Origin of the sequence: Pseudomonas sp. ICMP 561 (assembly GCF_002699985.1) — a bacterium.
Lineage (GTDB): Bacteria > Pseudomonadota > Gammaproteobacteria > Pseudomonadales > Pseudomonadaceae > Aquipseudomonas > Aquipseudomonas quasicaspiana.
Genome location: NZ_LKBT01000069.1, coordinates 1 through 26,948, shown reverse-complemented (window position 1 = coordinate 26,948; position 26,948 = coordinate 1). Strand labels below are relative to the sequence as shown.

At 58.8% G+C, this 26,948-nt stretch carries 20 protein-coding genes and 2 pseudogenes; 6 read left to right on the top strand and 16 right to left on the bottom strand.

The genetic code is table 11. From position 1 onward, the window contains the following. Positions 1-27 precede the first annotated feature (27 nt). The 3 genes from AO242_RS26860 to AO242_RS26850 are packed head-to-tail and all read right to left on the bottom strand — an operon-like array spanning position 28 to position 3,996. Positions 28-1,437, bottom strand: coding sequence for an efflux transporter outer membrane subunit (locus AO242_RS26860; RefSeq protein ID WP_099271057.1), 1,410 nt, complete (start codon positions 1,435-1,437; stop codon positions 28-30). Between the two features lies 1 nt (position 1,438). Beyond that, on the bottom strand, positions 1,439-2,470 hold the full coding sequence (locus tag AO242_RS26855) for an HlyD family secretion protein (protein ID WP_099271056.1): 1,032 nt from the start codon (positions 2,468-2,470) through the stop codon (positions 1,439-1,441). Next, positions 2,467-3,996 (bottom strand): MFS transporter, encoded by a 1,530-nt coding sequence (locus AO242_RS26850; protein ID WP_099271055.1) that lies wholly within the window; start codon positions 3,994-3,996, stop codon positions 2,467-2,469. The genes AO242_RS26855 and AO242_RS26850 overlap by 4 nt, the downstream gene beginning before the upstream one ends. An 87-nt stretch (positions 3,997-4,083) precedes the next feature. On the opposite strand from AO242_RS26850, the gene AO242_RS26845 reads away from it, so the two are divergent. After that, positions 4,084-4,839: an IclR family transcriptional regulator gene (locus AO242_RS26845; RefSeq protein ID WP_099271054.1), complete on the top strand. Its 756-nt coding sequence runs from the start codon at positions 4,084-4,086 to the stop codon at positions 4,837-4,839. A gap of 486 nt (positions 4,840-5,325) precedes the next feature. On the opposite strand, the gene AO242_RS26835 is transcribed toward AO242_RS26845, so the two are convergent. Next, complete coding sequence (locus tag AO242_RS26835) at positions 5,326-6,363, bottom strand: ABC transporter substrate-binding protein (RefSeq protein WP_027902828.1); 1,038 nt, start codon at positions 6,361-6,363, stop codon at positions 5,326-5,328. A gap of 287 nt (positions 6,364-6,650) precedes the next feature. Here AO242_RS26835 and AO242_RS26830 point away from each other — a divergent pair, with 287 nt between their 5' ends. Next, a complete protein-coding gene (locus tag AO242_RS26830) occupies positions 6,651-7,811 on the top strand; it encodes a DUF1624 domain-containing protein (RefSeq protein ID WP_099271052.1) in 1,161 nt (386 codons plus the stop codon). A 158-nt stretch (positions 7,812-7,969) separates the two neighbouring features. Here AO242_RS26830 and AO242_RS26825 read toward each other — a convergent pair whose 3' ends face one another. The 12 genes and pseudogenes from AO242_RS26825 to AO242_RS26770 all read right to left on the bottom strand — a co-directional run bounded on the left by AO242_RS26825 (position 7,970) and on the right by AO242_RS26770 (position 21,910). Further along, positions 7,970-8,698 (bottom strand): DUF4198 domain-containing protein, encoded by a 729-nt coding sequence (locus AO242_RS26825; protein ID WP_099271051.1) that lies wholly within the window; start codon positions 8,696-8,698, stop codon positions 7,970-7,972. A 16-nt stretch (positions 8,699-8,714) separates the two neighbouring features. Continuing rightward, on the bottom strand, positions 8,715-10,829 hold the full coding sequence (locus AO242_RS26820) for a TonB-dependent siderophore receptor (protein ID WP_099271050.1): 2,115 nt from the start codon (positions 10,827-10,829) through the stop codon (positions 8,715-8,717). Between the two features lie 130 nt (positions 10,830-10,959). Then, positions 10,960-11,559 (bottom strand): annotated as a pseudogene (locus AO242_RS30320) (methyl-accepting chemotaxis protein); the annotation flags it as partial. A gap of 258 nt (positions 11,560-11,817) precedes the next feature. Next, positions 11,818-12,750, bottom strand: a pseudogene (locus AO242_RS30315) (HAMP domain-containing protein); the annotation flags it as partial. Between the two features lie 316 nt (positions 12,751-13,066). Further along, a complete protein-coding gene (locus AO242_RS26810; protein WP_099271048.1) occupies positions 13,067-13,849 on the bottom strand; it encodes an IclR family transcriptional regulator in 783 nt (260 codons plus the stop codon). A gap of 269 nt (positions 13,850-14,118) precedes the next feature. Further along, the gene (locus tag AO242_RS26805; RefSeq protein WP_099271047.1) at positions 14,119-14,697 is read right to left on the bottom strand and encodes a sarcosine oxidase subunit gamma; all 579 of its coding nucleotides are present in this window, start codon (positions 14,695-14,697) and stop codon (positions 14,119-14,121) included. Positions 14,698-14,700: 3 nt separating this feature from the next. After that, complete coding sequence (locus AO242_RS26800) at positions 14,701-17,616, bottom strand: 2Fe-2S iron-sulfur cluster-binding protein (RefSeq protein ID WP_099271230.1); 2,916 nt, start codon at positions 17,614-17,616, stop codon at positions 14,701-14,703. A 2-nt stretch (positions 17,617-17,618) separates the two neighbouring features. Beyond that, positions 17,619-17,924 carry a sarcosine oxidase subunit delta gene (locus tag AO242_RS26795; RefSeq protein WP_099271046.1) on the bottom strand — a complete coding sequence of 102 codons (306 nt, stop codon included), beginning with the start codon at positions 17,922-17,924 and terminating at the stop codon, positions 17,619-17,621. Positions 17,925-17,936: 12 nt separating this feature from the next. Further along, positions 17,937-19,178 carry an FAD-dependent oxidoreductase gene (locus AO242_RS26790; RefSeq protein WP_099271045.1) on the bottom strand — a complete coding sequence of 414 codons (1,242 nt, stop codon included), beginning with the start codon at positions 19,176-19,178 and terminating at the stop codon, positions 17,937-17,939. Continuing rightward, entirely contained in the window at positions 19,160-20,065 is a 906-nt protein-coding gene (folD, locus tag AO242_RS26785) for a bifunctional methylenetetrahydrofolate dehydrogenase/methenyltetrahydrofolate cyclohydrolase FolD (protein ID WP_099271044.1), read from the bottom strand. Before folD ends, AO242_RS26790 begins: the two co-directional genes overlap by 19 nt. After that, complete coding sequence (gene purU, locus AO242_RS26780) at positions 20,062-20,928, bottom strand: formyltetrahydrofolate deformylase (RefSeq protein WP_099271043.1); 867 nt, start codon at positions 20,926-20,928, stop codon at positions 20,062-20,064. The genes folD and purU overlap by 4 nt, the downstream gene beginning before the upstream one ends. Positions 20,929-21,304: 376 nt before the next feature. Then, a complete protein-coding gene (locus AO242_RS26770; RefSeq protein WP_027901065.1) occupies positions 21,305-21,910 on the bottom strand; it encodes a helix-turn-helix domain-containing protein in 606 nt (201 codons plus the stop codon). A 291-nt stretch (positions 21,911-22,201) separates the two neighbouring features. Between AO242_RS26770 and glnT the strand changes: the two genes are divergently transcribed. From glnT to AO242_RS26750, 4 genes are all read left to right on the top strand, one after another. Further along, positions 22,202-23,536, top strand: a complete 1,335-nt coding sequence (gene glnT / locus AO242_RS26765; RefSeq protein WP_099271042.1) for a type III glutamate--ammonia ligase — start codon at positions 22,202-22,204, stop codon at positions 23,534-23,536. Between the two features lie 155 nt (positions 23,537-23,691). Beyond that, positions 23,692-24,597, top strand: coding sequence for a class II glutamine amidotransferase (locus AO242_RS26760; RefSeq protein ID WP_099271041.1), 906 nt, complete (start codon positions 23,692-23,694; stop codon positions 24,595-24,597). Positions 24,598-24,608: 11 nt separating this feature from the next. Continuing rightward, the gene (locus tag AO242_RS26755) at positions 24,609-25,292 is read left to right on the top strand and encodes a protein glxC (protein ID WP_095097189.1); all 684 of its coding nucleotides are present in this window, start codon (positions 24,609-24,611) and stop codon (positions 25,290-25,292) included. 15 nt (positions 25,293-25,307) lie between these two features. Next, on the top strand, positions 25,308-26,651 hold the full coding sequence (locus AO242_RS26750) for an FMN-binding glutamate synthase family protein (RefSeq protein WP_027901061.1): 1,344 nt from the start codon (positions 25,308-25,310) through the stop codon (positions 26,649-26,651). The last annotated feature ends 297 nt before the right edge of the window (positions 26,652-26,948 follow it).

Sequence of the window (26,948 nt, the reverse complement as noted above, 5' to 3'; positions counted from 1 at the left end):
GAATGTTTGGTAGCGCGCAATTGCGTTTCACCCCTTCGGCCAACCGCCACCCAGTGCGCGGTACAGTCTGATCCGGTCAATCGCAGCCGCCGTCGCGCTGTCCACCAGAGCACTTTGGGTATCCAGCAATGCCCGTTGCACATTCAGCACGTTGATGAAATCTGCTGCCCCTTGTGTGTAGCGGTCGCGGGCGGTGCTCAGGGCTATGTTGTTCTGGCTGACGGCTTCTTGCAGGGCGCTGTGCTTCTGCTTCTCTGCGGCGTAGTCGGTCATGGCGTTATCGACTTCATGCCAGGCGCCGAGCACGACACGCTGGTAATTCAACGCTGCTTCCTGTTCCTGGCGTTTACGCAGTTCCAGAGTGCCGGTCAGGCGGCCGCCCTGAAAGATCGGCAGGTACAGGCTAGGGCCATAGGTCCATTGGCGGGAGCTCCACGCACCCACATCCGAGCCGTCCCGCGCTTGCGTACCGAAGCTCGCACCCAGGCTGATCCGTGGATAAAAGTCAGCTTGTGCAACGCCGATTGCTGAGGTGGCTCTGTGCAGGGCGGCTTCGCTTTGCTGGATATCCGGGCGCCGTTGGGCGAGTTCCGAGGGCAGACCCAGCGGCACGTCCGGTGCCGGATGAGGAATGCTTTTCGGTTCGAGCAGTTCAGCGCTCAACGCACGAGGCGGTTCGGCGAGCAGATAACTCAGGGCGTTGATCAGGCGATCCTGTTCGGCACCCAGAGTTGGAATCACCGCTTCGATGGTCGCCACCTGAGCGGCAGCGTTGGAGGTATCGAGGTTGGTAGTCACGCCATTGTCGAAACGGGCCTGAGTCAACGCCCGGCTCTGTCTGGCAATCTCCAGGTTCTGCCGGGCTACACCCAACTTGGCCTGTACGCCGCGCAGACGAATGTAATCGGTGGCGGTTTCGGCGGCGATGCTCAACAGCACGCCGTCGCGCTGGGCCTGGGTCAGCTCGATTTCCGCATCGGCGGCTTCGACGTTGCGCCGTACATGCCCCCACAGGTCAAGCTCCCAACTGGCGTCCAGCGTGGCGCTCCACAGTTCAAACGGGGCCTGGCCCTGTTCGCCGGAAGGATCATTAAGGCCTTCGGCACTGTTGCGTGCACGACGGTAACTGCCATTGGCGGCAACACCGGGTAATTGCTGGCTGCCGGTTACCTGACGCATGACCCGGCTTTGTTCCAGGCGATTACTGGCGGCGCGCACGTCGAGATTGGCCTTGGCAGAGCGCTCCACCAGTGCGGTCAATTGCGGGTCGCCCAGTTGCTGCCACCACTGGCTGTCAGCAGGGTTGCCCGGTGCCGTACCGGGGCGGACGCTGGTCTGCCAGGCCTGCGGCAGTTGCGCTTGCGGGCGTTGAAAGTCCGGGCCGACCGAGCAGGCACCGAGGCTGACCATGGCGGCGAACAGCAGGCAACGTTTCATCTCAATGCTCCTGCGCGGTGTCGATACGCGCCACGACCGACATGCCGATCCGCAGCTTCTGCAGATCCGGCTGATCGGCATCGAACCTGATTTTCACCGGCAGGCGCTGAGTGACTTTGGTGAAATTGCCCGTGGCGTTGTCCGGCGCAATCGGCGAAAACGAGACACCGGTTGCCGGGGCAATGCTGTCGATGTAACCGCTGAAGGTGTGATCGGGGAAGCTGTCCACGCTCAGCTCGACTTTCTGTTGCGGCTGCATGTGAGCCAGTTGGGTTTCGCGGAAGTTGGCGACCACGAAGGCGTCCTGCAACGGCACAACGGCCATCAAGGCTTGCCCCTGAGAAACATAAGCGCCGACCCGGACCGAGCGCTGGCCGACCATGCCGTCTTGCGGTGCGGTAATGCGGGTATAGGACAGATTCAGATCCGCCTGTTGCAAGGCCGCTTGGTCCTTCTCCAGCGCCGCCTTGGCGACTTCCAATTGTGCCTTGAGCACATCCAGACTCCTGGACGCCGCGACGCGCGAGGCTTCATCACGATCTCGAGCTGCCCGCCAGCCCAGCAGTTCGGCATCGGCTTTCTGGCGTTCCTGCTGAGTACCGGCACCAGCGTTGGACAGGTTCAGGTAACGCCTGGCGTTTTCCTGAGCGAACTTGAGTGATGCAGCGGTGGCGCGGGTGGTCGCGGCGGCTTGATCGATGACCGCAGCCTGACGCTGGATACTGGCCTTGAGGTTCTGAATCTGTGCCGATGCTGCTTCAACGTTGGCTTTGGCTGACAGTTGTGCGACCCGGTAATCGGCGTTGTCGATTTCAGCCAGCAAGTCTCCAGCCTTGACCCACTGGTTGTCGTCAACGGCGATTTTGCTGATCTGCCCGGAAAGGCGTGGCGAAACCAGTACCGAGTCGGCGCGGATATAAGCGTCGTCGGTCTGTTGCACGGTGCCGCCGCTGATCAGGCGATAACCGATGTAAGCGAGACAAACGACGACGGCGACGCAGGCCAGGGAGAGGGCGGTTCTGTGCTGTTTCATGACGGTACCGGAGGTTGCGGTGGATAGGCGCGCTTGGGCAGGGTCAGCAGAATGACCAGCAAAACGCCGATGACGGCCAGCAATGCGAGGAAGGCATCACTGAAACTCAATACGTAGGCTTGTTCCTTGACCTGACGGGCCAGCGCAGCAGTGCTCTGAACGCTATGCAAGGGCTCAAGACCCTGCAGCCTTGTGCCCACGCCGTCGAGCAGAACGTTGGAGTGGAAGTGCTCGCGATGGGTGACGAAGTTTTCCAGCGCAGCCCCGGCAATCACTGAAAACAGCCCGCGCAGTGTGTTGACCATGGACGATGCGAACGGACCTTCAAGGGGTTGAATCACGCCAGTAGCATTCATCAACAATGGCACTACCACCAACGGCTGGCCGAAGGTATGCAGTAATTGCAGCAGGTAGAAATCGTCGCGAATCCATTCGCTGGTGATCTGTGAACCGCCAAGGCAGGCGATGGTCAGCAAGCCGAGGCCGGAGGCAATTACATAGCGCGAGTCGACCCAGTTGCGGTTGATTACCAGCGCCACGAGCGGGGCAATCAGCAGTTGCGGCAAGGCGATAATCAACGCCGTGGGCATGGTTTGCAGCGGGCGGTAACCTTGAATCTGAGTCAGATAAGACGCCGGAATTGCGCTGCCTGCCAGCCCGACAAAGAGAAACAGACACAACGTGATCAAGCCGTAACTGAAGTTGCGGCGCTTGAGCAATTGCAGCTTGAACAGCGGCAGCGGATGAAACCATTCATTGATCAGAAACGCGGGCAGACACACTGCAGCGCCCAGTAACAGGAAGCTGATCAGTGATGAGTTGAGCCAGTCCAGACGCTCGCCTTGGGTGAGGGCGATGACCAGCATGGTGATGCCGCTGACCCCCAGCAATGCTCCGCGCCAGTCAGCCTGTTTGAAGCGTTCAAGACGCAACGGGTCCTGGGGCAATCCATACGCAATCAGCGCCGCACCGATCAGCCCTGAAGGGATGATCTGCCAGAACACCATTCGCCAATCGACGCCTTCGGTCCACAGTGCAGCCAGTGGCATCGCCAGGTTGGGGCCGAAGGTAGCCGTCAGCGCGTAGGCGGACAAACCGTACAACTTGATATGCCAAGGCAGAAAACGTAACGCGGCAGTCATCAGCAAAGGTGGCAGCGCACCGCCTGCAATGCCTTGCAATACGCGTAGGGTGACCAGGCTTTCCAGGTTGGGCGCGAAGGGAATGATGGCGCCGAAAAAAGTAAACGCGAAGGTCGCGACAATGGCGAAGCGCCGCAGGGAAAAGGTTACTGCAAACCAGGGGGCAAGCAACATGGCCGAGACTTCGGCAGCGGCGTAGACGGAGCTAATCCAGGTGCCGTCATCGTGTCCCAGACCGTACACGCCTAAAATGTCGGCCAGCGTGATATCGGTGACGCGATCATTGATCCCGGAGGTCAGAGCCGCAATCAGCACGCCGATCAGACCCAGGGCCAGACGGAGTGTAAAGGGAGCCGGAGAGGGCGGTGGGGAAGACGCTGACACGTAAAAAATCCTGCTGAGGGTGTTTCAGTTATTAACTGCAAGGCGGTACACTGTATCAATCAGTGGTACTTATGACAAGGTGTGTCCATGATGACGACGGATTCAGATCGCGGTGGTGTACAGGTTATTTCCCGTGCAGCGGCGATCCTGCGCAGCCTCGAAGGAGAGCCAGCCGGCTTGAGTCTTGGGGAAATCGCCAAACGCTGTGAATTGCCTCGCTCCACGGTGCAGCGACTGGTCGACGCACTGGCGCTTGAAGAGCTGCTGGAAGTCCACGGACGAGGCGGAATCTGTCTGGGCCCGGCGCTGATGCGTCTTGCTTCTCACAGTCATGTGGACATCGTGCAGAAGGCGCGGCCTTATCTTGAAAAGCTTGGGGCGGAAACCGGCGAGACCATTGTGCTGGCCAGTGCTGCGGGGGCTGAGCTATTGATTTTGCACACCGTGGTGTCGAGTCATTCCTTGAGGGTTTCTTCCGGGCCCGGGGGCATTCTGAACATCTATGGCATTGGCGGTGGTAAGGCCTTGCTGGCCAGGATGGACAACGAGTCAGTGGTCAAATTGATCGGCCGCAAGATCAAGGCACTGACGGCCAACACCCTGACCTTGCCGCTGCTGCTTGAGCAACTGGATGAAATACGGCAGAGCGGGATCGCGTTCGGTAATGAAGAACATACCCAGGGCGTGGCGTCCGTGGCCGTGAGTCTGCAGACGCCGCAGGGTTTCTACTCGATTGACGTGGCGGGCCCGGCCTGGAGAATTGTCCAGGCCAGGGAAAGCATCGAGAAAGCGCTGCTCAAGTGCCGGGAAGAGTTGATGAGCGGGTTGCGGGGTGTCGAATGACCGGGCGATTTGCATGTCCTTTGTGGGGGCCGGGCTTGGTCTGGGCGGCATTCCGACGATGAACGATAACGGGTCGGCTGATGGACCGCATCGCCTATATCGCGAGCAAGCTCTGCTCCTATCAAACAAACTACAACTATGTGATTTGGAGTACTTTTTCATCTGTAGGAGCGCGCTTGCCCGCGATCGCGTCAGCACAGGCAATATATTCATCGACTGACAGGCCGAATCGCGGGCAAGCGCGCTCCTACAGGGTCCGTGTTTGCTGCGCGACAGCGTGGTGTCAGGGACACCGGGGCGGCTCCCACCAAACACCACTTCACTAATGGGGTTGAAACGCAGACCTGGTAGGAGCCAACTTGTTGGCGAAGCGGAATTTCTGACGATGCAGGTCCGACGTCTCGCCAACAAGTTGGCTCCTACCGGGTCATCCGTTTGCTTCGCGACAGCGGTGTGCCATGGACCCAAGGCGCTACAGAGAACTCCTTAACTCCCCTGCAACGGCTTCGCATCCTGGAAGAAGTAGTCCTTCCACGACGCAGGCTTGTTCTTGATCGCGCCGACGCGGTGCAGGAATTCGGCCAGTGGGTAGGTGTTCTTCGGTGTGATGGTGAACTCGAAATCCTTGTTGTCGATGATTTTCAGCAGCTCATCCCGATCAATCTTCGCCTTGGTGACACGAATGTAAGTATCTGCCGCAGCGCCTTTGTCCTTGCGGATAAAGTCTTCAGCTTCGCTCAGTGCCTCGATGAACGCTTTATAGGTCTTCGGGTTCTCGTTGCGGAATTTCTCGGTGGCGAACAGCAGTGTCGGCGAGTTCGGACCCAGCAGGTCGTAGGTGTTGAGCACCACATGCACGCCTTTGGCTGCGACTTCCTGCTCCTGGAATGGCGGGTTGGAGAAGTGCCCGGTCAGCTCGGTGCCGCCTGCGATGATGCTTGCCGCTGCGTCAGGGTGCGGCAGGCTGACAGTGTATTTATCCAGTCGCGCATATTCCGCATCGCCCCACAGTTTGGCCGACGCATATTGCAGATAACGTGACTGAACCGAAACGCTCACCGCAGGGACTGCGATGCGATCTTTTTCGGTGAAGTCCGCAATGGTTTTTACCTTGGGATTGTTGCTGACCAGGTAGTAGGGGAAGTTACCCAACGAAGCCACGGCCTTGACGTTCTGCTTGCCGTGGGTCCGGTCCCAGATGGTCAGCAATGGCCCTACACCCGCACCGGCAATATCAACAGCGCCGGTCAGCAGTGCGTCATTGACGGCTGCGCCACCCGACAATTGCGTCCAGTCGACTTTGATGTCCACGCCATCCGCCTTGCCGTGTTTCTCGATCAGGTTCTGGTCGCGCACAACGTTGAGTAGCAGGTAAACGATGCCGAACTGCTCGGCGATACGCAGTTGCCCTTCGGCCTGAGCAGCGGTCGGCATGGCGAAGCTGCCGGTCAGCAGCGTCGCTGCCAGACCCAGGGAGGTGGCCAGGCGGGAAAGTCGAGGGCGACGTGTCGAGGTGTTTGTCATGCCGTGCTCCAGCGTTGAACAAAGAAAGATGTAAACGATGGGCAGACGATATAGGTATAAGAAAAAATATTTAAATAACATTAGCGAATAACGTTATGGCTGTTAACTGACTGGCTCCTGCACACCCGTGAGCATTCTGGAGCAGATCCTGCATAACCTCACCACGGCTAATTGTACTGGTTGTTGATATAACATAACATTAATGCGCTTTTTCAAGATTGTGCGCAGTCGTTCGTTTGAACTGATAGCAGCCGCTTTCGCACCAATCCCTCACCATGAGTTTTTCAATGACGACCCTCCCTCTGAAGCCTCAGGCTTCCACTCGATTGCAATCGATTGACGCGTTGCGCGGCCTGATCATTCTGTTCATGTTGCTCGACCATGTTCGCGAAACCTTCCTGCTGCACCTCCAGGTTTCAGACCCGATGGACGTGACCACCACGCCGCCTGAATTGTTTTTCAGCCGCACGCTGGCGCATCTTTGTGCGCCGCTGTTCATCTTCCTGACCGGTCTGTCGGCTTATCTCTACGGCGAACGCCACGGGGCGAGTGAGGTGTCGGGCTTTCTGTTCAAGCGCGGGCTGTTCCTGATTGCACTGGAAGTCACGCTGGTGAACTTTGCCTGGACCTTCCAGTTCCCGCCGACCACGGTTTACCTGCAAGTGATTTGGGCCATCGGCTTGAGCATGGTGGCGCTGGCCATCCTGGTAAAACTGCCGAGACCCGCGCTGGCGGTGATTGGTGTGGTGATTATTGCCGGGCATAACCTGCTGGATACGCTGCACTTCACCCAGGAGTCGGCGATGTATGTGCCGTGGGCGATCCTGCATGACCGCGGTTGGCTAGTGCCTTGGGATGGTTTGCGTCTGCGCACGTCATATCCGTTGCTGCCGTGGATCGGTGTTATCGCTCTGGGTTACGCGGCGGGCCCGTGGTTCGCATCCGGTGCTGATGCGCGCAAGCGTCAAAGCAGTCTGGTATTGGCTGGCCTGGGTCTGCTGGTGCTTTTCTTCCTGTTGCGTCTGGTTAACGGTTACGGCGAGAAGCCTTGGTCAATCGGTGAGACCAGCGTGCAGACGGTGATGAGCTTTTTCAACATCACCAAGTACCCGCCATCGCTGCTGTTCCTCAGCCTGACGCTGGGCATCGGTATGTTGCTGCTGGTCTGGTTCGAAAAGGCAGCAGGGCGGGCGTGGTTCAAGCCGTTGCTGGTGTTCGGTGCTGCGCCGATGTTCTTCTACCTGCTGCACCTGTATGTGCTGAAGATTCTGTACCTGATCGCCGTGGCGATATGGGGCACCAACAAAGGCAATTACTTTGGCTTCGATTCGGTGGGCGCGGTGTGGTTGTGTTCGGTGTTGCTGGCGGTGGGACTGTTCCCGGCTGTGAAGGCGTTCGCTAGCTTCAAGGCACGGCGTAAGGACATTGCCTGGTTGAAGTATTTCTAATATCTGAACTTGTAGGCGCGGTGTCTCGAGGCAAACGCTAGACCTGTAGGAGCGCACGAGCACCGCGAGGCCGCGATAGCGATCTGTCTGAAACACCGCTATCGCGGCCTCGCGGTGCTCGTGCGCTCCTACAGAAAAGCATTACAAATCAGGTGTTATCACTCGTGATGCGCCTCACCGACAAACGTCAGCGAAGTAAACAACCCTTGCTCATCAATGTCCGGATTGCCGCTCACTTTCACTACGGTCTCGGCTGCAATGACGTTCAGCCCCTCGTTGCGCACCACGACACTGGCCCGGCCTTGGGCGTCAGTGGTTGCGCTGACTTCATCCGGCTGGCTGCGGTAGTCGCCGATCAGTTTTATCCCTGCCAACGGTTTGCCATCCAGTAGCACTTGCACGGGTAACGCTTTGCCCGGGCCGACGCTCAGCGGGTCGGCCAGCGGCACGATGACCAGTTTCAAGCCTTTCAGTGTTGGCAGTTTCACGCCCGGTTCGTAGATCGCCAGGCTGTACTTGAAGGTCTGCAACGCTGTAACCGCCCCTGGGACTTTGGTGCGGCCTTCGTTGGTCCATTTCTTGTCCGCAGTCTGTGACCACATGCCGTTGTTCAGTGCGACGGACATCACCGCGGGCTTGCTCAAAGGTTGTAGCCGCGCATGGTCGGCAAGGCGTTCGACGGTCACCGGGATCATCTTGCCATTTATGTCATAGGCCCAGGCGCCGCTGACTTTTTCCGCTTTGAACTTGCTGTCCTCGGCACCATGGCCGTAAACCACTTCGATGTTGCCGCGCCGCTCTTCGGTCCATAGCCCATGGGCATTGGCCTGTTGCATGGAGAAAGCGCCGAGCAGGCTCAGGGCCATAATTGTTTTTGGAAAATGCATGGTAAGTCCTTGTTAATCAGAGGCTGAGGGTAAGGCTGACGGTGAAGTTGCGTGGTTCGCCGGGGGCGACCCAATAATTGCTGTAGGAACGCTCGAAGTATTTCTCGTCGAAGAGGTTGTTCAGGTTCAGGCCAACGGTGACGTTTTCATTGGCCTTGTAATGCGCCAGCAGGTCGACGGTGTGGTACGCGGGCAGCTCGAAGCTTTTGCCTGCCTCGCCGGACCGGTCGCCGACATACGTGAACGCTGCACCCAGATCCGAGCCTTTAAGCAGGCCGTTCTGAAACTCGTAAACCCCGAGCAGACTGCCGCTGCGTTTGGCCACGCCGAGGATGCGGCTACCCGTGGGAATGGTCGTGTCGCCTTTGGTGACCTCTGCGTCGATGTAGGCAAACGCGCCAATCACTCGCACCGCATCGGTCACTTGCCCGGTGAATTGCAGGTCGACACCCTGGCTGCGCGCCTTGCCAATGGCGCGACTGAAGTCGGTGCCCGGTTCGGGCGTCAGTACGTTTTCCTTTTCGATATGGAAAGCGGCGACGGTGGCGCTCAGACGATCATCGAACAGTTCGGTCTTGATCCCTGCTTCATAGCCAACACCTTCTTCGGGATCGAAGCTCTTTCGAGCAGCGTCAGTCCCGTTGTTGGGTTTAAACGAAGTGGAAGCGTTGGCGAACAGGCCGACTTGCGGCGTGAGTTGGTAGAGCAGGCCGGTGCGGTAGGTCAGCGCGTTGTGCTGCTGCTTGTTGGTGAGGTTTACGGTGTAGTCGTCGATGCTCTGTTCGAAATGCTCGAAGCGCGCGCCGATCATGCCGCGCAGCTTGTCGGTGAAAACGATCTGGTCTTGCAGGTTCAGCGCCTGGCTTTCGACGTGCTCGAAGAAGTCCGTACCGGAACGTATACCGTTGGGCTTGGGCTGGCCGTAGACCGGCTGGTAGATATCGATGGCATAAGGGCTGCCCGCGGTATTGGTCACGCGCTCGTTCTTGCGGTAATTCTCGTACTCGGTGCCGATCAACAGTTGGTGTTCCCAGCTACCTATGTCCACCAGACCGCGCAGTTCCAGCTGGGTAATGCTGTCGTGCCAGCTCATGTCCCGCTCGCGGTAGCGGCGGTTGACTGTGCGGCCATCAGCATTCAGTGCGCGGCTTTCCGAGGCGTAACCTGACAGCTCACCTTCCTTGTAATGACTGGCCAGACGCAACGACCAGAAGTCATTCAAGTGATGCTCCAGCGCCGCCTGGATCATGTTGTTGTCGTTATCGATGTCGCCGTCGTTTGGCTCACCGAGGAAGGTTCGCCGGGACATGCCGCTCCACTTGTTGTTGGGGGCGACGATGCCGCGGTCAAAGGTCGAGCTATGACGGACAAACTCGGTCTCCACCGACAGAGACGTGTCTGGACTTAACTGCCAACTGATCGTCGGGGCAACGAAAACCCGCTTGCTGTCGACGTGATCGCGAAAGCTGTTGTTGTCTTCTACCGCGAGGTTCACTCGGGAAAGCACACTCTTGTCGCCATTCAGCGGGGCGTTGACGTCCAGTGCGGTGCGGTAGCGGTCCCAACTGCCTGCGCTGGTCTGCAGGGTGGTGAAGGCATCGGCCTGAGGTTTTTTAGTGACGATATTTACCGTACCGCCGGGGTCGCCTCGGCCATACAGGCTGGCGGCAGGGCCTTTGAGCACTTCGATGCGCTCGACGTTGGCGGCATCCGGTGTACTCGGATAGCCACGGTTGGCGCTGAAACCGTCCTTGTAGAACTCGGACGTAGTGAAGCCGCGAATGCTGTATTCGTAGAGGGTCAGGCCGCCGAAGTTATTCTGTTTCGATACGCCACCGGCGTAATCCAGCGCGCGCTCCACGTTATGACTGCCCAGGTCCTTGAGCACGCTGGCGGGGATCACGCTGATGGATTGCGGAATGTCTTTGATCGCCGTATCGGTCTTTGTGGCAGTGGCGGAGCGGGTGGCGCGGTAGCCGCTGACCGGGCCCGTCGCTGACTCATAATTGGCGTCAGCGTTGACCGTGATCGTGTCGAGTTCATAGGTTTGCGGTGTTTGTTCTGCGTAGCTGGCGTCGGCCAAAAGACCAAAAGCGAGGCCTGCGAATGAGGCCATTTTGCGAGGGGGCATTTCTGACATTCCTTATAGATTCGTTACAGTATAACGTCTCTATCAGGAATTATTTCTATTTGTGTTGAAGGCTGGATGTTTCTGAATGTTGCGGCGGGGCGGAGTGCTTATCTCGACCCGCCGCTACCCATCAAGTCCGGAAACGCTTGACCAGACTGTCCAGTTCGCTGGACAGGGCGGCCAGACTGCGGGAGTCGGCACGGGCTGACTCGGCAAGTTCGGCCACCAGCTGCGCATCGCCATGGATCTGGCTGATGTGCCGGTTGATGTCTTCCGCTACATGGTGCTGCTCTTCAGCAGCGGTCGCGATCTGGGTGTTCATGTCGCGGATCACATCCACCGACTCACGGATCTGCCCGAAGCTGCTGCGTGCCTGGCCGATTTTCTCGACCGATTGCTGCGACACGGCGAGGCTGGCGTTCATTTGTTGCGTCACCGACGACGTGCGGCGGGCGAGGGTACCGAGCAGGTTATCGATCTCGGCGGTGGAATCAGCCGTCCGCTTGGCCAGAGCCCGGACTTCGTCGGCCACCACCGCAAACCCGCGACCTTGCTCACCGGCCCGCGCTGCTTCGATGGCTGCGTTGAGTGCCAGCAGGTTGGTCTGTTCAGCAATGGAGCGAATGGTGTCGAGAATCGACTGAATGGCGTTGCTGTCTTTTTCCAACTGCACCATCGCGGTGGCTGATTGGGACAGTTCAGAACTCAACTGATCAACGCTGCTCACCGCATCGTCGATCTGGCGCTGGCCTTCGCGGGCCTGACGCTGGCCGTTGTCTGCCGAGTCCGCGGCCTGACTGCACGAGCGGGCGACTTCGTTGGCCGTGGCGACCATTTCATGGAAAGCAGTCGACACCATGTCCACCGCTTCACGCTGACGTCCTGCGGCGTCGGCCATGTTGTTCGACACCTGGGTCGAGCTGGTGGAGGTATCGAGAATCTTGTTCGCGGCCAGGCCGATGTGCTGAATCAGGCTGCGGATAGCGGCGAGGAACTTGTTGAACCAGTTAGCCAGTTGCGCCGTTTCATCATTGCCGCGCACATCCAGGTTATGGGTCAGGTCGCCTTCACCTTGAGCAATGCCTTCCAGACCGCTGGCCACACTGCGAATCGGGCGCACGATGAGTGAAGCGAAGCTGGCGCCAAGGATCGCGAAAATAATCGCCAGTACTGCAGCAATTACGGCTATCAGCCAGGTCAGGCGTGTGGCCGATCCCATCACTTCGTCCTGCTTGATCAGACCGATGAAGTTCCAGCCCAATTGTTCGGATGGGTACACGTTGGCCATGTAGCGCTCGCCATCAAGTTCGACTTCGACCAGTCCCTTGGTGGTTTTGGCCAGTTCGGCGTAACCATCGCCAAGGTCGGAAATTTTCTTGAAGTTGTGCTCGGGTTTACGTGGATCTACCAGAATGTTGCCGCTTTTTTCCAGCAGCATCAGGTAACCGCTTTCGCCCAGTTTGATCTGCTTGACGATGCTCGTCAGCTGCTTGAGTGTTACGTCGATGCCCACCACGCCGCCGGGGTTGCCCAGTGAGTTACTGATGGTACGCCCGGTATTGACCATCACCGCGTCGTCAGCCGCCCAATAATAAGCGTCGCTGCGCACGACCTTGCCCGGAGTGGCCAGGGCCGCCTTGTACCAAGGTCGGACTCGCGGGTCGTAATCACCAAATTTCTGGCCTTCAGGCCAAGGTACATAACTGCCGTTGGCGAGGCCGTAGGAAATGTAGGAGTAAGCGGGGTGGCTTACGCCCATGCGGTCGAACAGGGCAATGATGCTCTTGTCCGTTTCGGATTCGGGAGCATTTTGCTGATCAGAGGTCATGAAACTCTTTAGGCCATTGCCTGCACCGGTCAGCAGAGGATTGGCAGCAAGGTATTCAACGTTTTGGCTGATCCCGTCGAAAAACAGCTGCATCGCATTGGCGACCTGCCGTATTTCACGGCCACTGCTGTCGGAGAATCCATCGGTCGCATCGCTGCGCAGGTTGATGATGACGATGCTGGCAACGACGATGATCGGCAGGGACGCGATTATTGCGAATGCCCACGTCAATTTTTGTTTGATATTCATCCATGCTCCGATTGCAGTTCTGGCTAACACCCTGAGCAGTCTCAGGAGGGGTTTGGCAGGCACGCAGATGTGTTGCTAATTAGTATTATGGTATGCCGCTATCGGCAGTATTTCGGAGTTCTTGAGCAAGACGTACCGGGGGAAATCGGTTGGCGCTGAATCAGAGGGTTTGCGCTGCAAAACCCAGGTCGCGACTGATGCCGGCACTGCATTCAAAAAGCAGTTGCTGGAAGCGGTCCGTGGCACCTTCGGGATCCATGACCGCATCCGGTCCGGAGAGATTGATTGCCGCCGTCACCTGGCCGTTGTGATCCCGGACAGACGTTGCAATCGCTGTGGAGTAGTCGGACCGATGCAGTACCCACCCGCGGTCCCGGTCCTCGGCGATCAGTCGTTGCAATTCAGGCAGGGTTCGCGGGGCGGGAGTGGGGTAGTCGTCCAGCCGCACGTGTTGATACAGCTGTGCCAGCTCTGTTTCGTTCAAAGCCGTCAACAACATCCGCCCCATGGCCGTGCAGTGACAGGCGATACGTGTGCCGATGGGGATGTTTACCGAAAGCCGCTGGGCTGCAAACGCGCGGAACAGATACAGGCTGTCGGTCTGTTCGCGAATGCTCAGGTGGCAGGACAGCGAGGTGCGGTCGCGCAGCAGGTTAAGGTGTGGCATGGCCACTTCCACGATGTCGCGACTGGCCAGGTAACTGAAGCCGTCACTGATGACCCTGGCTCCCAGCTCGTACTGCGTGTTGAGCTTGTTCAGGTAGCCCATGCTGGTGAGGGTAAACAGAATCCGGTACACCGCTGAAGTGCTGACGCCCAGGCGCTCGGCGATCTCCTGAATGCTCAGGCTGCGGGTCCGGGCGTTGAACATCCCCAGCACACTCAACCCCCGAGCCAGGGCCGGGACGCTGTAGTCGGTGTCTTTTTCAGGAGTATCGAGCATGAGTAATTCCGCAGGTGCTGTTCGGGGAAGTAGGCGTTGAACCGATCCTGTAGGCGGTTTCATGTGGGAGCCGCGCCGGTGTCACTGACACCGCGCTGTCGCGCAGCAAACAGATATCAATGTGGGAGCGAGGCTTGCCCGCGATAAGGGCGCCGCGGTTTATCAGATAGACCACGGTGCTTGTATCGCGGGCAAGCCTCGCTCCCACAGGTTCTGGTGTGATCCCGCGATTTTGGCTTTTTCATCCTTCGCCACATCAACACCAGCGATCACTTGAGAATCAACACCCCGTCAAACTCGCCCATGGCATCCAGCACGGCGCCCTTGAAGTACTCCAGTGAAGCGCGGTCGCAGAGGAGCTGGAACGCGGGCAACTCCTGCGAGCCCAGGTTGATAACGATCACATTGATCCGCGCCGCTGAGGTTTGCGCTACTGCGCCCTCCGGGAACGCCTGCGGGCGCAAATCCACGCCGCAGAGTTTGGCCATGACTTCGCTGACGTGCAGGCCACTGAGTTGTAGCCAGGCGTGGCTGTCTTGCCGGGGCAGCAGGTAGTTGGCGTTGTGATCCAGCTCCCAGCGGGCTTCTTCATCGGCGATGCGTTGGCCTTCATCCTCAAGGCTGCCCAGGATCAGGTATTCCGTCTGAGACAGCCGGGCAACATGACTGCCGTCGGCCTGGGTCACCGCACGGTTTGGCGCGTCCGGCAGATAGAAGCCCCGAGCGCTGAGGTACTCGGCGCTTTGCTGGCCGCGAAAACCGACTCTGGGTACATCAGTCAGGTCAAGCAGGGCGCATTGTTGGAGCGGGCCTGGCCCGATGTAACGTTCCGCTTGCAGGCTGGACATGGCTCAAAGCTCCTGACGTTGGTTTTCGGGATCGAAGAATGGCAGTTTTACGACCGTGGCCTGGACCACCACGCCGCCTTCGACGCGAATTGGAATCTGTTGCCCCGGCTGGCTCTGATCGAATGCCGCGTAGGCCAGACCAATGATCTTGCCCAGGCTCGACGAGTATTCGCAGGACGTGACGTTGCCACTGATGTCCGGACCTTTCAGTACCAGATGACCTTCCAGCGGCTGCGGGCTGTTTTTCGGCAGGGTGAAGCCCACCAGTTTGCGTTTCATCGGTTGCGCTTCGAGGATGTCCACCGAGCGTCGTCCGACAAAGAACGGCTTGGTGCGGCTGACCGCCCAACCCATGTCGATTTCGGCCGGGTGGGTCATGCCGTCGGTGTCCTGACTGATGATTACGTGACCTTTTTCCAGGCGCAGCAAACGCTGCGTTTCTACGCCAAACGGGCGCATGTCGTGTTCTTTGCCCGCTTCTATCAGCGCGTCCCAGAGCGTGAGCGCATGACGTGCCGGAACGTGGATTTCATAACCCAGCTCACCTACGAAACCGACCCTCAACAAGCGCGCCTTGATCCCTGCGACCGTGCCTTCGCGCACCCCCAGATAGGGAAAGCTTTCTGCGGATAAATCCAGATCGTTGCAGACCTTTTCCAGCACCTTGCGCGAGTCTGGTCCGGCCACGTTGACCGCGGAAATTGCGACTGTGACGTTGGCGATGTCGACGTTTAGGCGCCACTGGGCGTTCCACTTAAGCATCTGCTGATAGATGCGATCAACGCCGCTGGTAGTGGCGGTGACGTAGAAGTGGTTGTCGGCGAAACGTGCACACACTCCGTCATCGATCACCACGCCGAGCTCATTGGTCATCAGCGCGTAGCGTGAGCGACCCACCGGCTGTTTGATGAAGGCAAAGGTGTACATGCGGTTAAGCAGTTCGGCGGCATCCGGGCCGCGCACATCCAGACCGCCCAGCGTCGATACGTCGATGATGCCGACCTTGTTGCGCACGTGCAGGGCTTCCTGCTGCATGCAGGTTTCCCGCTCATGGGGTTTGCCGTAATAGGCCGGGCGCTGCCAGATGCCCGCGGGCATCATCTTGGCGCCTGCTTCGACATGGCGCTTGTGCATCGGTGTCTGGCGATACGGATCGAACGCCCGCCCGGCTACATGGGCCAGCTTCTCGGCTTCGAACGGTGGACGAGCGGTGGTCACGCCGGTTTCGCTGACGCTGCGTTGTGTTGACGAAGCCACCAGCCGCGCCGTGGGCAGCGCCGAATGGCGACCCTGCGACGGCCCCATGCCGACGGTTGAGTAGCGTTTGACCAGTTGCACATCGCGATAGCCGATGCGGGTGGCATTGATGATGTCGCGCACCTGCAGGTCCTCATCGAAATCGACGAAATCCTTGCCTTTGGGATGGGGGAAAATCGGCCACGGGAAGTTGACCTGCGCTTCGGCCTGCAAGGGCAGTGGTTTGACGCTCAATTCAAGACTCAGGGCGACGACGATGTTGGCCGCTGCATGAGTTGCATCAGCCAGCACGTTGTCCAGCGCATGGTAGCCGTGAGCCGAACCGGCCACGTTGAGGTTGTTCGGCAGGCCGCTCAGGGTGAACTCGGCCAGTTGATCGTCGTAGCTGAGTTTGCCGCCGGCCTGACACAGCAATTGATAAACCGGCATGTAACCACCGGACATGCACAGCAGATCGCAGTCCACGATCTGGCCGCTGCCCGCCACCTGACCCTGGCCGGTAATCTTGCGAAGATCAACGCCGCTGACATGACGCATGCCTTTTTCATGCAGCGCTTCATATACCGTGCTGCCTTGGTGACAGCTGATGCCGCGTCGTTCCAGGGCCACTAGCAGCGCCCGGTCTGCCGGGTGAGCGCGCATGTCTACCACCGCCGCCACGGTGACACCCTGTTCGTGCAAATCCAGCGCGGCGAGGTAGCCGTCGTCATTGCCGGTCAGGACCACCGCGCGTTTGCCGGGTTTGACCGCATACAGCTTCATCAGGCGTTGCGCGGCGCTGGTCAGCATGACGCCGGGCAGGTCGTTATTGCGGAAAATCACCGGCTGATCGAATGAGCCGCTGGCAATCAGGCACTGGCTGGCGCGCACTTTGTACATGCGCTTACCTTGAATCACCGGCAAATAATTGTCGGTGAACCAGGCGTTGCAGGTGGCTTGTTTGAGGACGCGAATATTGGCGTGGTGTTCGACGGCTTCCACCAGTTCACGGCGCAGTTGTTCGCTACGCTGGCCGTCGATGTCGAAACGGGCGTAGGTGAGCGAACCACCGAGAATGGGCTGTTGCTCGATCAACAGCACTTTGGCCCCGGCGTTGGCTGACGTGAGTGCCGCCTGCAACCCGGCAGGACCGGCACCGATCACCGCCAGGTCAGTGAACAGATAGGCCTTGTCGTAATACTCGGGTTGAAACTTCAGGTCGAGCACGCCCAGCCCGGCTTTTTTACGAATGATCGGCTCCCAGACTTTCCACGCGCCCTTGGGCTTGTAGAACGAACGATAGTAAAAACCCACCGGCATGAATTTCGAGAATTTGCCGAGGTAGGCATCCTTATCGTTGTCCAGCGAACCGTTGAAGTTCTGTCCGCTGGCCTGCAAGCCTTCTTTCAGGGCGAAAGTATCCGCCAGCACGTTGGGCTCATGGGGCAGTTGAATCAGCGTGTTGGCGTCCTGGCCCGCCATGGTCAGCGGTCCGCGTGGTCGGTGGTACTTGAACGAACGCGACAACAGGAAGCGACCATTGGCGAGCAGGGCACTGGCCACGCTGTCGCCCTGATAGCCCTGATAGAGCCGGTCATCGAAACTGAAACTCAGGGGTTTGTTGCGGTCGATCAGCAGGCCCATCGGCGCGGCCAGTCGGGTCCCCCGGAATTCTTCAGGCATGCTCATCGGGCGGTCTCCTTGGCGGGGGCAGCGGTAAATTCGACCCTTGAGGTGAACACCTCTTTGGGGTCGAAGGTGCGGATGATTTCATCGCTGCCGGTATGGCGCTCAACCAGAAACCAGTAGCTGGACGGCGTGTGCATCCACCATTCGCGGACTACGCCCAGCATATCTTCGCTGTTGAACACGTAGTCGGCCCATTCGCTGTCGCTGCAGGTGGCTGGGTCCGGCATGTGCTTGAACTCGCCGCCATAGGTGAATTCGGTGATGTTGCGCGGCCCGTTGAGCGGGCAATTCATGATCTTCATATTCCGCTCTCCTTAGTGGCTGGCCGCGGTCGCGCCCATTTCGTTGACTTGCTGGAAGGTCGAAAACCGCTCCAGGCCGAACGGCTTGATCAGGTCCGGGGTCTTGCCACCGCTGGCGACCAGCTCGGCCATGGTCTTGCCGCAGATGGGCGTCGCCTTGAAACCCCAGGTACCCCAGCCTGCGTCCAGGTAATAATTCTTCACCGGTGAAAGCCCCATGATCGGGCTGTAATCGGGTGTCATGTCCGTGATCCCGGCCCACTGCCGCATCAGCTTGGCGTTGGCCAGAAACGGGAACATTTCCACCGCGTGGGCCAGCAGGCTTTCTTTCAGGTCGAGGGTCGAACGGGTGTTGAACAGCGGGTACGGATCGGAGCCGCCGCCGAAGACCACTTCGCCACGGCTGGTCTGCTGCACATAGCAGTGCAAGGCAGAAGAACTTACCAGCGGGTCGAGGAACGGCTTGAACGGCTGGGTCACCATGGCTTGCAGCGGGAAAGTCTGAATCGGTGAGCGAATGCCAGCCTTTTTCATCAGTTGTGAACTCATCCCGGCCACCGCCTGCACGGCACAGCCGCACTTGATGGTGCCGCGATTGGTCTTCACCGCAGTGATGGTGCCGTTCTCGATGACCAGTTCCTGAACCTCAGTGAGCTGGTGAATTTCCACACCGCGCTTGGCCGCTTGCTTGGCGTAACCCCAGGCGACGGCATCGTGGCGTGCGGTCGCGCCGTCCATATGCCAGAGACCTGCCAGCACCGGGATATGGCCTGGATCAAGGTTCAGGCTTGGCACCAGTTCGCGGATCTGCTGGCGGTCGATCATCTCGGTGCGGCCGCCAAAGTGCTTGTTCACTTCGGCACGCTGCCGGAACGAACGCACCGTGGCATCGGTGTGCGCGAGGGTCAGCTGGCCGCGATGGGAGTACATGATGTTGAAGTCGAATTCGTTGGACAGCCCCTCGAACATCCGCACCGATTCGGCATAGAACTTCACGCCTTCGCTGGTCAGGTAGTTGGAGCGAATCACTGCTGTGTTGCGTGCTGTATTGCCGCCGCCGAGATAGCCTTTTTCCAGCACGGCGATATTGGTGATGCCGTGGTAGCGCGACAAGTAATAGGCTGTGGCCAACCCGTGTCCGCCGCCGCCAATGATCACCACGTCGTAAGAAGATTTGAGCTCTTTGGGAGCGGGCAAGTCTACCTCGACCGGGTACTCTGAGCTCAGCCCGTATTTCAGCAGGTTGAAAGGCATGCGGCCTCCGATTGGCTACGTTGCGCGAGGGCCTGCTGGCGTGCAGCGGTGACCGTGTTTTTCATCAGGAAAGCGATGGTCATCGGCCCGACACCGCCGGGTACCGGGGTGATGGCTGAAACCTGGGGCAGGGCGCTGTCGAAATCCACATCGCCGACGAGTCGGCTGCGACCGTCTTCGTCGATACGGTTGATGCCGACGTCAATCACTACTGCGCCAGGCTTGAGCCAGTTGGCGTCGATCATGCGGGGCTTGCCGACGGCGGCGATCACGATGTCGGCCAGGCGGCACAGCGCCTTGGCGTCGATGCTGCGTGAATGCACGATGGTGACCGAGCAATGGGCCTGCAAAAGCAGGGCGGCCATGGGTTTGCCAACGATATTGGAACGGCCGATCACCACCGCGTGCTTGCCGCTCAGATCGCCACAGGCTTCACGCAGTAAATGCAGGCAGCCGCTGGGTGTGCAGGGTGTAAGCACGTCGCGACCCTGACTGAGCCCACCGACGTTTTCACTGTGAAAGCCGTCCACATCCTTGCGCGGATCAATCGCCTGCAATGCGCGGGCCTCCTGAATGTGGGCGGGCAACGGTAGCTGTAGCAGGATGCCGTGCACGGCCTGATCAGCATTCAATTCCGCGATCAGGTCGAGCAATTGAATTTGAGTAATGTCGGCGTCCAGGCGGTATTCCAGCGAGCGGATTCCAGCCTCTTCAGCGCGCAGGATCTTGTTGCGCACATAGACCTGACTCGCCGGGTCCGCACCCACCAGAATCACCGCCAGTGCCGGTTCGATGGCGTCTTTTTTCAGGGCGCTGACGTCCAGTTTGACCTGGGCAAGGACCCGCGCCGCGCTGGCTTTGCCGTCAATGATTTTGCTCGCGTTCATCGGAACACCACTGTTCTGTCCTGATTGAGGAATACCCGGTGCTCCAGGTGATATTTGACGGCCTTGGACAGCGCTACGGTTTCGGTATCGCGGCCCATCGCGACCAGATCAGCGGGCAGATAGGCGTGGTCGACGCGCTGTACTTCCTGCTCGATGATCGGCCCTTCGTCCAGATCACTGGTGACGTAATGCGCCGTGGCCCCGATCAGTTTCACGCCGCGTTCATAGGCCTGGTGATAGGGTTTGGCACCCTTGAAGCCGGGCAGAAACGAGTGGTGAATGTTGATCGCCCGGCCGGAAAGCTGCTTGCACAGGTCGTCGGAGAGGATTTGCATGTAGCGCGCCAGTACCACCAGATCGGTGCGGGTGTCGTCGACCACCTTCAACAATTCGGCCTCCTGACTGGCTTTGCTGTCCTTGGTCACCGGTAGGTATATAAAGCGAATACCTTCGCGTTCGGCCATCGGTCGCAAGTCCAGATGGTTGGACACTATGGCGGTAATGGTCATGTCCATCTCGCCCTTGTGATAGCGGTACAGCAGATCCGTCAGGCAGTGGTCAAACTTGCTCACCATCAACAACACCCGCATCGGCTGGCGGGTGTCATGCAGTTCCCACTGCATATCGAATGCCTTGGCCACCTCGTCGAAGTTGGCTTTGAGCTGGGTTATATCGCCGAGGTGCCCGTCGTTGAAACGGAACACTGCACGCATGAAAAACCGACCGCTGAATTCGTCGTCGAACTGCGCCATTTCACCGATGTAGCAGCTGTTGTCCGCCAGATAGGAAGCCACGGCAGCCACAATGCCGGACGTCGCCGGACAGCTGATCTTGAGAATGAAATGGTTCTTTTCGTGTTGCATGGCTTGTCCTCGGAGAAGTGGCGGCAGCTCAGCGCAGGGCGAAAATTCATCAGTAAAAAGGTTTTTTCTGGGTGAATAAAAATTCCCATCAGGAATTAAATATTCATGAGGCGGTTTTATAGGCGAAAGAAAATCCTGCGTCCAGAATTTTCTGGAAACTTTTTTTACTGTGGGGAAATTTTGGGTGTTGCAAGATTTAATGGGGAAACAGCCGGCAGCGCGCAACTGTTGGGGTGGAATGCAATTCCCTGTTGGAGCGAGGCTTGCCCGCGAACCAGGCGACTCGGTGCATCAGACGCATCGCATTATCTTTCTTCGCGGGCAAGCCTCGCTCCAACAGGACCCTGGTTAAGCTGTGGAATTTCAGCGGGAAGCCTCACTCCCCCTGCGCCCCATAATTCATGATCGACAACAAGCGGATTGGCACTTTGACCAGTTCTTCCGGGCCATGGGGAATGTCGCCGTCGAAGGTCAGGCTGTCACCGGCTTCCATGCGGTACAGCTGGTTGCCGTGGCGATATACCAGTTCGCCCTCCAGCAGGTGCAGAAACTCGGTTCCGGGGTGGGAGAAGGTCGGGAATTCCTCGCTGGCGTCGTCCATGCTCACCATGTACGCCTCGAAACTCTTCTTCGGGCCTCGGGTGTGGTTGAGCAGGTGGTAGGTGTGGCCCTTCTCAGTACCGCGCCGGACCACTTCGAGCCCTTCATCGGCCTTGACCAACAGCGCGCTGCTGCCTTTCTGATCGTACTGGGCGAACAGCTTGGACATAGGCATGCCCAGCACATCACACAGCCGACTCAGGTTATCCAGACTGGTGGAGACCTGTGCGTTTTCGATCTTGCTCAGCATGCCCTGACTGATGCCCGCGATACGCGCAACGTCGGCCAGCTTCAGCTCCTGCGCCTGGCGCTGGCGTTTGATCTGAATGCCCAGGTACTGCTCAAGCTTCAACTTCGGTTCAGGTTCGTTCGGCATGTTCATCAGGTGTGCACGTTTTCCGTTCGTGAAATTTAATTTCGCACTGAGAATGTGCGTTTTTCTCCGCTCTTTATTTTGTGGCGGCTGATTATTCCTCGTGGGAAAACGAGTTTCCCATATATACAGCAGAATTTCGCCCCTCGATTCCTTTCTGCCGTTGGTATACCAAGTTGGCAAGTAGCTTGCATTCCTGTTGGGAAAGTAACTTTCCCTTTCGGAATATTCATTGCTCCGATGGAAAGTGAAACCGTCATCCCTACTACAACGCTTGCCTATCGCGAGGAGTGATCACTCATGTTGCCACCAGAAACACAGCGCTTGATCGAGGAGCACGGGATCAAATACGTGCTGGCGCAATTCGTCGATATTCATGGCGCGGCGAAAACCAAATCGGTGCCGGTTTGTGGTCTGGAGGCCGTAGCCGAGGCGGGTGCCGGGTTCGCAGGCTTCGCTATCTGCGGCATGGGTATGGAGCCGCATGGCCCGGACTTCATGGCCAAGGGCGATTTGTCGACACTGATCCCTGTGCCGTGGCAACCCGGTTATGGCCGGGTGGTGTGCATCGGGCATGTTGACGGCCAGCCACATCCTTACGACAGCCGCTATGTGTTGCAGCAACAAGTGCAGCGTTTGGAAGACAAGGGCTGGACCCTCAATACCGGCCTTGAGCCTGAATTCAACCTGATGCGTCGCGATGAAGGCGGCAAGCTGCAACTGGTCGACGCCAGCGATAACCTCGACAAACCCTGCTACGACTACAAAGGCCTGTCCCGTTCCCGGGCTTTCCTTGAGCGCCTGACCGAAGCCTTGCAGCCGGTGGGCTTCGAGATCTATCAGATCGACCACGAAGACGCCAACGGCCAGTTCGAGATCAACTACACCTACAGCGATGCCATGGAGTCGGCGGACCGCTTCACGTTCTTCCGCATGGCGGCCGGTGAGATCGCCAATGACATGGGCATGATCTGCTCCTTCATGCCAAAACCGGACCCGAAGCGCGCCGGTAACGGCATGCACTTTCACCTGTCGATCAGCAGCGCCGAAAGCAAAAACCTGTTCTTCGATGCCAGCGACAAGCACGGTATGGGCCTGTCGAAAATGGCCTACCACTTCGCGGCGGGTCTGCTTGCCCATGGCCCCGCGCTGTGTGCCTTTGCCGCACCGACCGTCAACTCCTACAAGCGGCTTGTTGTGGGTAATTCGCTATCAGGCGCGACCTGGGCGCCAGCCTTTATTGCCTTTGGCGCCAACAACCGCTCGGCCATGGTCCGCGTGCCTTACGGCCGCCTGGAATTCCGTCTGCCGGACGCCGGGTGCAACCCCTATCTGGTCAGCGCCGCGATCATCGCTGCGGGCCTGGACGGTATCGACCGCCAGCTGGAACCCGAGCAGATCTGCAACGAAAACCTCTACAGCCTGAGCCTTGAAGAAATCGCCGCGCGCGGCATCAAGACGCTGCCGCAGTCCCTCAAGGAAGCCTGCGATGCCCTGGAAGCGGACCCATTGTTCGCTGAAGTGATGGGTCAGGAAATCGTTGGCGAATTCATCAAGCTCAAGCGCATGGAGTGGGTGGAGTACAGCCGCCATGTGAGTGATTGGGAGATCAAGCGTTACACCGAGTTTTTCTGATTTAGCTGGGCGGCAGCTGCGAGTTTCAAACTGCAAGCGGCAAGGAAAAGCAGTCTGCGGCAACGACACAAAACTATTTATCTACCCGGTCAGCTTGCAGCTTAAAGCTTGCAGCTTAAAGCTTGCAGCTTACCGCTCCCGAACAAGGTGAGGCTATGTGCGGAATCGTTGGCTTGTATTTGAAAAATCCGGCGCTGGAGTCCCAGCTCGGCAAGTTGTTTGAACCGATGCTCGAAGCCATGACGGATCGCGGCCCGGACAGCGCAGGGTTTGCGATTTATGGCGATGAAGTGGGGGACGGCTGGATCAAACTGACCTTGCAGGCGACCACTGAAGACTACGACTTTCAGGCACTGGTTGCCGCGCTGGAAGGTCGTCTGGCGACGTCGCTGGACTGGTTTCAGAACGCCAGCGCCATCGTGCTCAAGGTCAAGGCCGAAGAAGCGGTGGTGCGTGCCGCCGTGGCTGAACTGGCACCCAGCGTGCGGATCATGAGTGCCGGCAAGAGCATCGAGATTCTCAAGGGTATGGGCCTGCCAAAGGAGATTTCCGAACGCTTCGGTCTGGCTAACATGAAGGGCAGCCACATCATTGGCCACACCCGCATGGCCACGGAAAGTGCGGTGACCATGGAAGGCAGCCATCCGTTTTCGACAGGCGCGGACCTGTGCCTGGTGCACAACGGCTCGCTGTCCAACCACTTCCGCCTGCGTCAGGAACTGCGCCGCGAAGGCATCAATTTCGACACCGAAAACGACACTGAAGTGGCCGCCGGTTACCTCGCCTGGCGTCTGCAACAGGGCGATTCGCTGAAGACCGCCCTGGACAGTTCGCTGGAAGCACTGGACGGCTTTTTCACTTTCGCCATCGGCACCCGCAACGGCTTCGCGGTGATCCGCGATCCGATTGCCTGCAAGCCAGCCATCCTCGCTGAAACCGATGATTACGTGGCCATGGCCTCGGAGTATCAGGCGCTGTCGAGCCTGCCGGGTATCGAAAACGCCAAGGTCTGGGAACCCGTCCCGGCCACCATGTACATCTGGGAACGCGAGTCGGCTTAAGGAGCGCACACATGAAAACCATCGATCTTTCCACCTCCACCGTCCGCGAGCTGAATCAGGCGCTGCACGATCAAGTCAATAACGTGCAGGACCGCGAGTGGGTGGTGACTCACGCCAACGGCGCACACAACCTGGCGGTCGGCGTCAACGAAGCGGTGTCCATCGATATTCAGGGCCATGCCGGTTACTACTGCGCGGGCATGAACCAGAAGGCCTCGATCACCGTGCACGGCAATGTCGGCGTGGGTTGTGCCGAGAACATGATGTCCGGTTACGTGCGGGTCAAAGGCAGCGCGTCCCAGGCTGCAGGCGCCACGGCTCACGGCGGCTTGCTGGTCATTGAGGGTGACGCCGGAGCGCGCTGCGGCATTTCCATGAAAGGCATCGACATCGTGGTCGGTGGCAGCATCGGCCACATGAGCTGCTTCATGGGTCAGGCCGGGCGACTGGTGGTGTGCGGTGACGCGGGCGATGCGCTGGGCGATTCGCTGTATGAAACCCACATCTACGTCAAAGGCACCGTGGAATCCCTGGGCTCGGACTGCATCGAGAAAGAGATGCGCGCCGAGCATCTGGAAGAACTGCAAGGGTTGCTCAATCGCGCCGGTTTCGAGCACAAGGCCGCTGATTTCAAGCGCTATGGCTCGGCCCGTCAGTTGTACAACTTCAAAGTCGATAACGCGTCTGCGTACTGATTCAGGAGCCACACCATGAGCGACTCTATTAACCCGAAAGCAGCGACTCCCGTACTGCGCGAATCAGCGACCTTCGACCGGCTGACCATTCAGGAAATCCAGCGGGCCGCCGAAACCGGCATCTATGACATTCGTGGCGGCGGCACCAAGCGCAAGCTGCCGCACTTTGATGACTTGCTGTTGCTGGGCGCCAGCGTGTCCCGCTATCCGCTGGAAGGCTATCGCGAGAAGTGCGGCACCGACGTGATCCTCGGCAACCGTTTTGCCAAGAAGCCGCTCCACCTGAAAATCCCCGTGACCATTGCTGGCATGAGCTTCGGCGCATTGTCGGCCAACGCCAAGGAAGCCCTGGGTCGCGGCGCGTCCATCGCCGGGACCAGCACCACCACCGGTGACGGCGGTATGACCCCGGAAGAGCGTGGTCAGTCTCAGCATCTGGTTTATCAGTACCTGCCATCGCGTTACGGCATGAACCCTGATGACCTGCGCAAAGCGGATGCCATCGAAATCGTGCTGGGGCAGGGCGCCAAACCGGGCGGTGGCGGCATGCTGCTGGGCATGAAAGTCACCGAGCGCGTGGCCGGCATGCGCACCTTGCCGATTGGCGTCGACCAGCGTTCGGCCTGTCGCCACCCGGACTGGACCGGCCCGGATGACCTGGCGATCAAGATTGCCGAGATTCGCGAAATCACCGATTGGGAAAAACCGATCTACGTGAAGATCGGCGCAAGTCGCCCGTATTACGACGTCAAGCTGGCGGTCAAGGCCGGTGCCGACGTGATCGTGCTCGACGGCATGCAAGGCGGTACGGCGGCAACGCAGGAGGTGTTCATTGAACACGTCGGCCTGCCGATTCTTTGCTCCATCCCGCAAGCCGTTCAGGCGCTGCAAGAGATGGGCATGCACCGCAAGGTTCAGTTGATCGTTTCCGGCGGCATTCGTAACGGTGCCGATGTGGCCAAGGCCATGGCACTCGGTGCCGACGCTGTTGCCATCGGTACTGCGGCGTTGATCGCGCTGGGCGATAACCATCCACGTCTGGACGAGGAGCTGAAAAAGATCGGCTCGGCGGCGGGCTTCTATGACGACTGGCAGAACGGTCGCGACCCTGCGGGCATCACCACGCAGGATCCGGAGTTGTCCAAGCGTCTGGACCCGGTGGAAGGTGGCCGCCGTCTGGCCAACTACTTGCGAGTGCTGGTCCTGGAAGCACAGACCATGGCCCGCGCCTGCGGCAAATCGCACCTGCACAACCTTGATCCTGAGGATCTGGTGGCATTGACGGTTGAATCGGCGGCGATGGCGCGGGTGCCGCTGGCAGGGACTTCGTGGATTCCAGGGGCGGTTACGGGGTATTGAGAGGTATGCGGTAGACGGCGCGGTGTCCTTGGGCACCGCGTTGTTGCGTGGCGAACTCGGTTTCCTGTGAGAGCGGTGCTTGCCCGCGATAAGCATATGTATCTACACATTTTTTCCATGCGAGGACTTTTGCGTACATATCCGTTCTCGCGTGAACGGCTTCTATTGGTTGCGCTTTTACAGCGCCTCACTTTTGATAGAGCGCAAAAGTAAGCAAAACGCTCTTGCCGGTATGACTCACCCACATGGGTTACAAATCAGTTCACGCACATAGGTAACAGTTTTTAACTGGCAGGG

What these genes read in the sequence shown, in the direction of transcription:
- AO242_RS26860 (WP_099271057.1), bottom strand. Translation starts at nt 1,437, where the DNA reads ATGAAACGTTGCCTGCTGTTCGCCGCCATGGTCAGCCTCGGTGCCTGC.
- AO242_RS26855 (WP_099271056.1), bottom strand. Translation starts at nt 2,470, where the DNA reads ATGAAACAGCACAGAACCGCCCTCTCCCTGGCCTGCGTCGCCGTCGTC.
- AO242_RS26845 (WP_099271054.1), top strand. Translation starts at nt 4,084, where the DNA reads ATGATGACGACGGATTCAGATCGCGGTGGTGTACAGGTTATTTCCCGT.
- AO242_RS26835 (WP_027902828.1), bottom strand. Translation starts at nt 6,363, where the DNA reads ATGACAAACACCTCGACACGTCGCCCTCGACTTTCCCGCCTGGCCACC.
- AO242_RS26830 (WP_099271052.1), top strand. Translation starts at nt 6,651, where the DNA reads ATGACGACCCTCCCTCTGAAGCCTCAGGCTTCCACTCGATTGCAATCG.
- AO242_RS26825 (WP_099271051.1), bottom strand. Translation starts at nt 8,698, where the DNA reads ATGCATTTTCCAAAAACAATTATGGCCCTGAGCCTGCTCGGCGCTTTC.
- AO242_RS26820 (WP_099271050.1), bottom strand. Translation starts at nt 10,829, where the DNA reads ATGCCCCCTCGCAAAATGGCCTCATTCGCAGGCCTCGCTTTTGGTCTT.
- AO242_RS26810 (WP_099271048.1), bottom strand. Translation starts at nt 13,849, where the DNA reads ATGCTCGATACTCCTGAAAAAGACACCGACTACAGCGTCCCGGCCCTG.
- AO242_RS26805 (WP_099271047.1), bottom strand. Translation starts at nt 14,697, where the DNA reads ATGTCCAGCCTGCAAGCGGAACGTTACATCGGGCCAGGCCCGCTCCAA.
- AO242_RS26800 (WP_099271230.1), bottom strand. Translation starts at nt 17,616, where the DNA reads ATGCCTGAAGAATTCCGGGGGACCCGACTGGCCGCGCCGATGGGCCTG.
- AO242_RS26795 (WP_099271046.1), bottom strand. Translation starts at nt 17,924, where the DNA reads ATGAAGATCATGAATTGCCCGCTCAACGGGCCGCGCAACATCACCGAA.
- AO242_RS26790 (WP_099271045.1), bottom strand. Translation starts at nt 19,178, where the DNA reads ATGCCTTTCAACCTGCTGAAATACGGGCTGAGCTCAGAGTACCCGGTC.
- folD (WP_099271044.1), bottom strand. Translation starts at nt 20,065, where the DNA reads ATGAACGCGAGCAAAATCATTGACGGCAAAGCCAGCGCGGCGCGGGTC.
- purU (WP_099271043.1), bottom strand. Translation starts at nt 20,928, where the DNA reads ATGCAACACGAAAAGAACCATTTCATTCTCAAGATCAGCTGTCCGGCG.
- AO242_RS26770 (WP_027901065.1), bottom strand. Translation starts at nt 21,910, where the DNA reads ATGAACATGCCGAACGAACCTGAACCGAAGTTGAAGCTTGAGCAGTAC.
- glnT (WP_099271042.1), top strand. Translation starts at nt 22,202, where the DNA reads ATGTTGCCACCAGAAACACAGCGCTTGATCGAGGAGCACGGGATCAAA.
- AO242_RS26760 (WP_099271041.1), top strand. Translation starts at nt 23,692, where the DNA reads ATGTGCGGAATCGTTGGCTTGTATTTGAAAAATCCGGCGCTGGAGTCC.
- AO242_RS26755 (WP_095097189.1), top strand. Translation starts at nt 24,609, where the DNA reads ATGAAAACCATCGATCTTTCCACCTCCACCGTCCGCGAGCTGAATCAG.
- AO242_RS26750 (WP_027901061.1), top strand. Translation starts at nt 25,308, where the DNA reads ATGAGCGACTCTATTAACCCGAAAGCAGCGACTCCCGTACTGCGCGAA.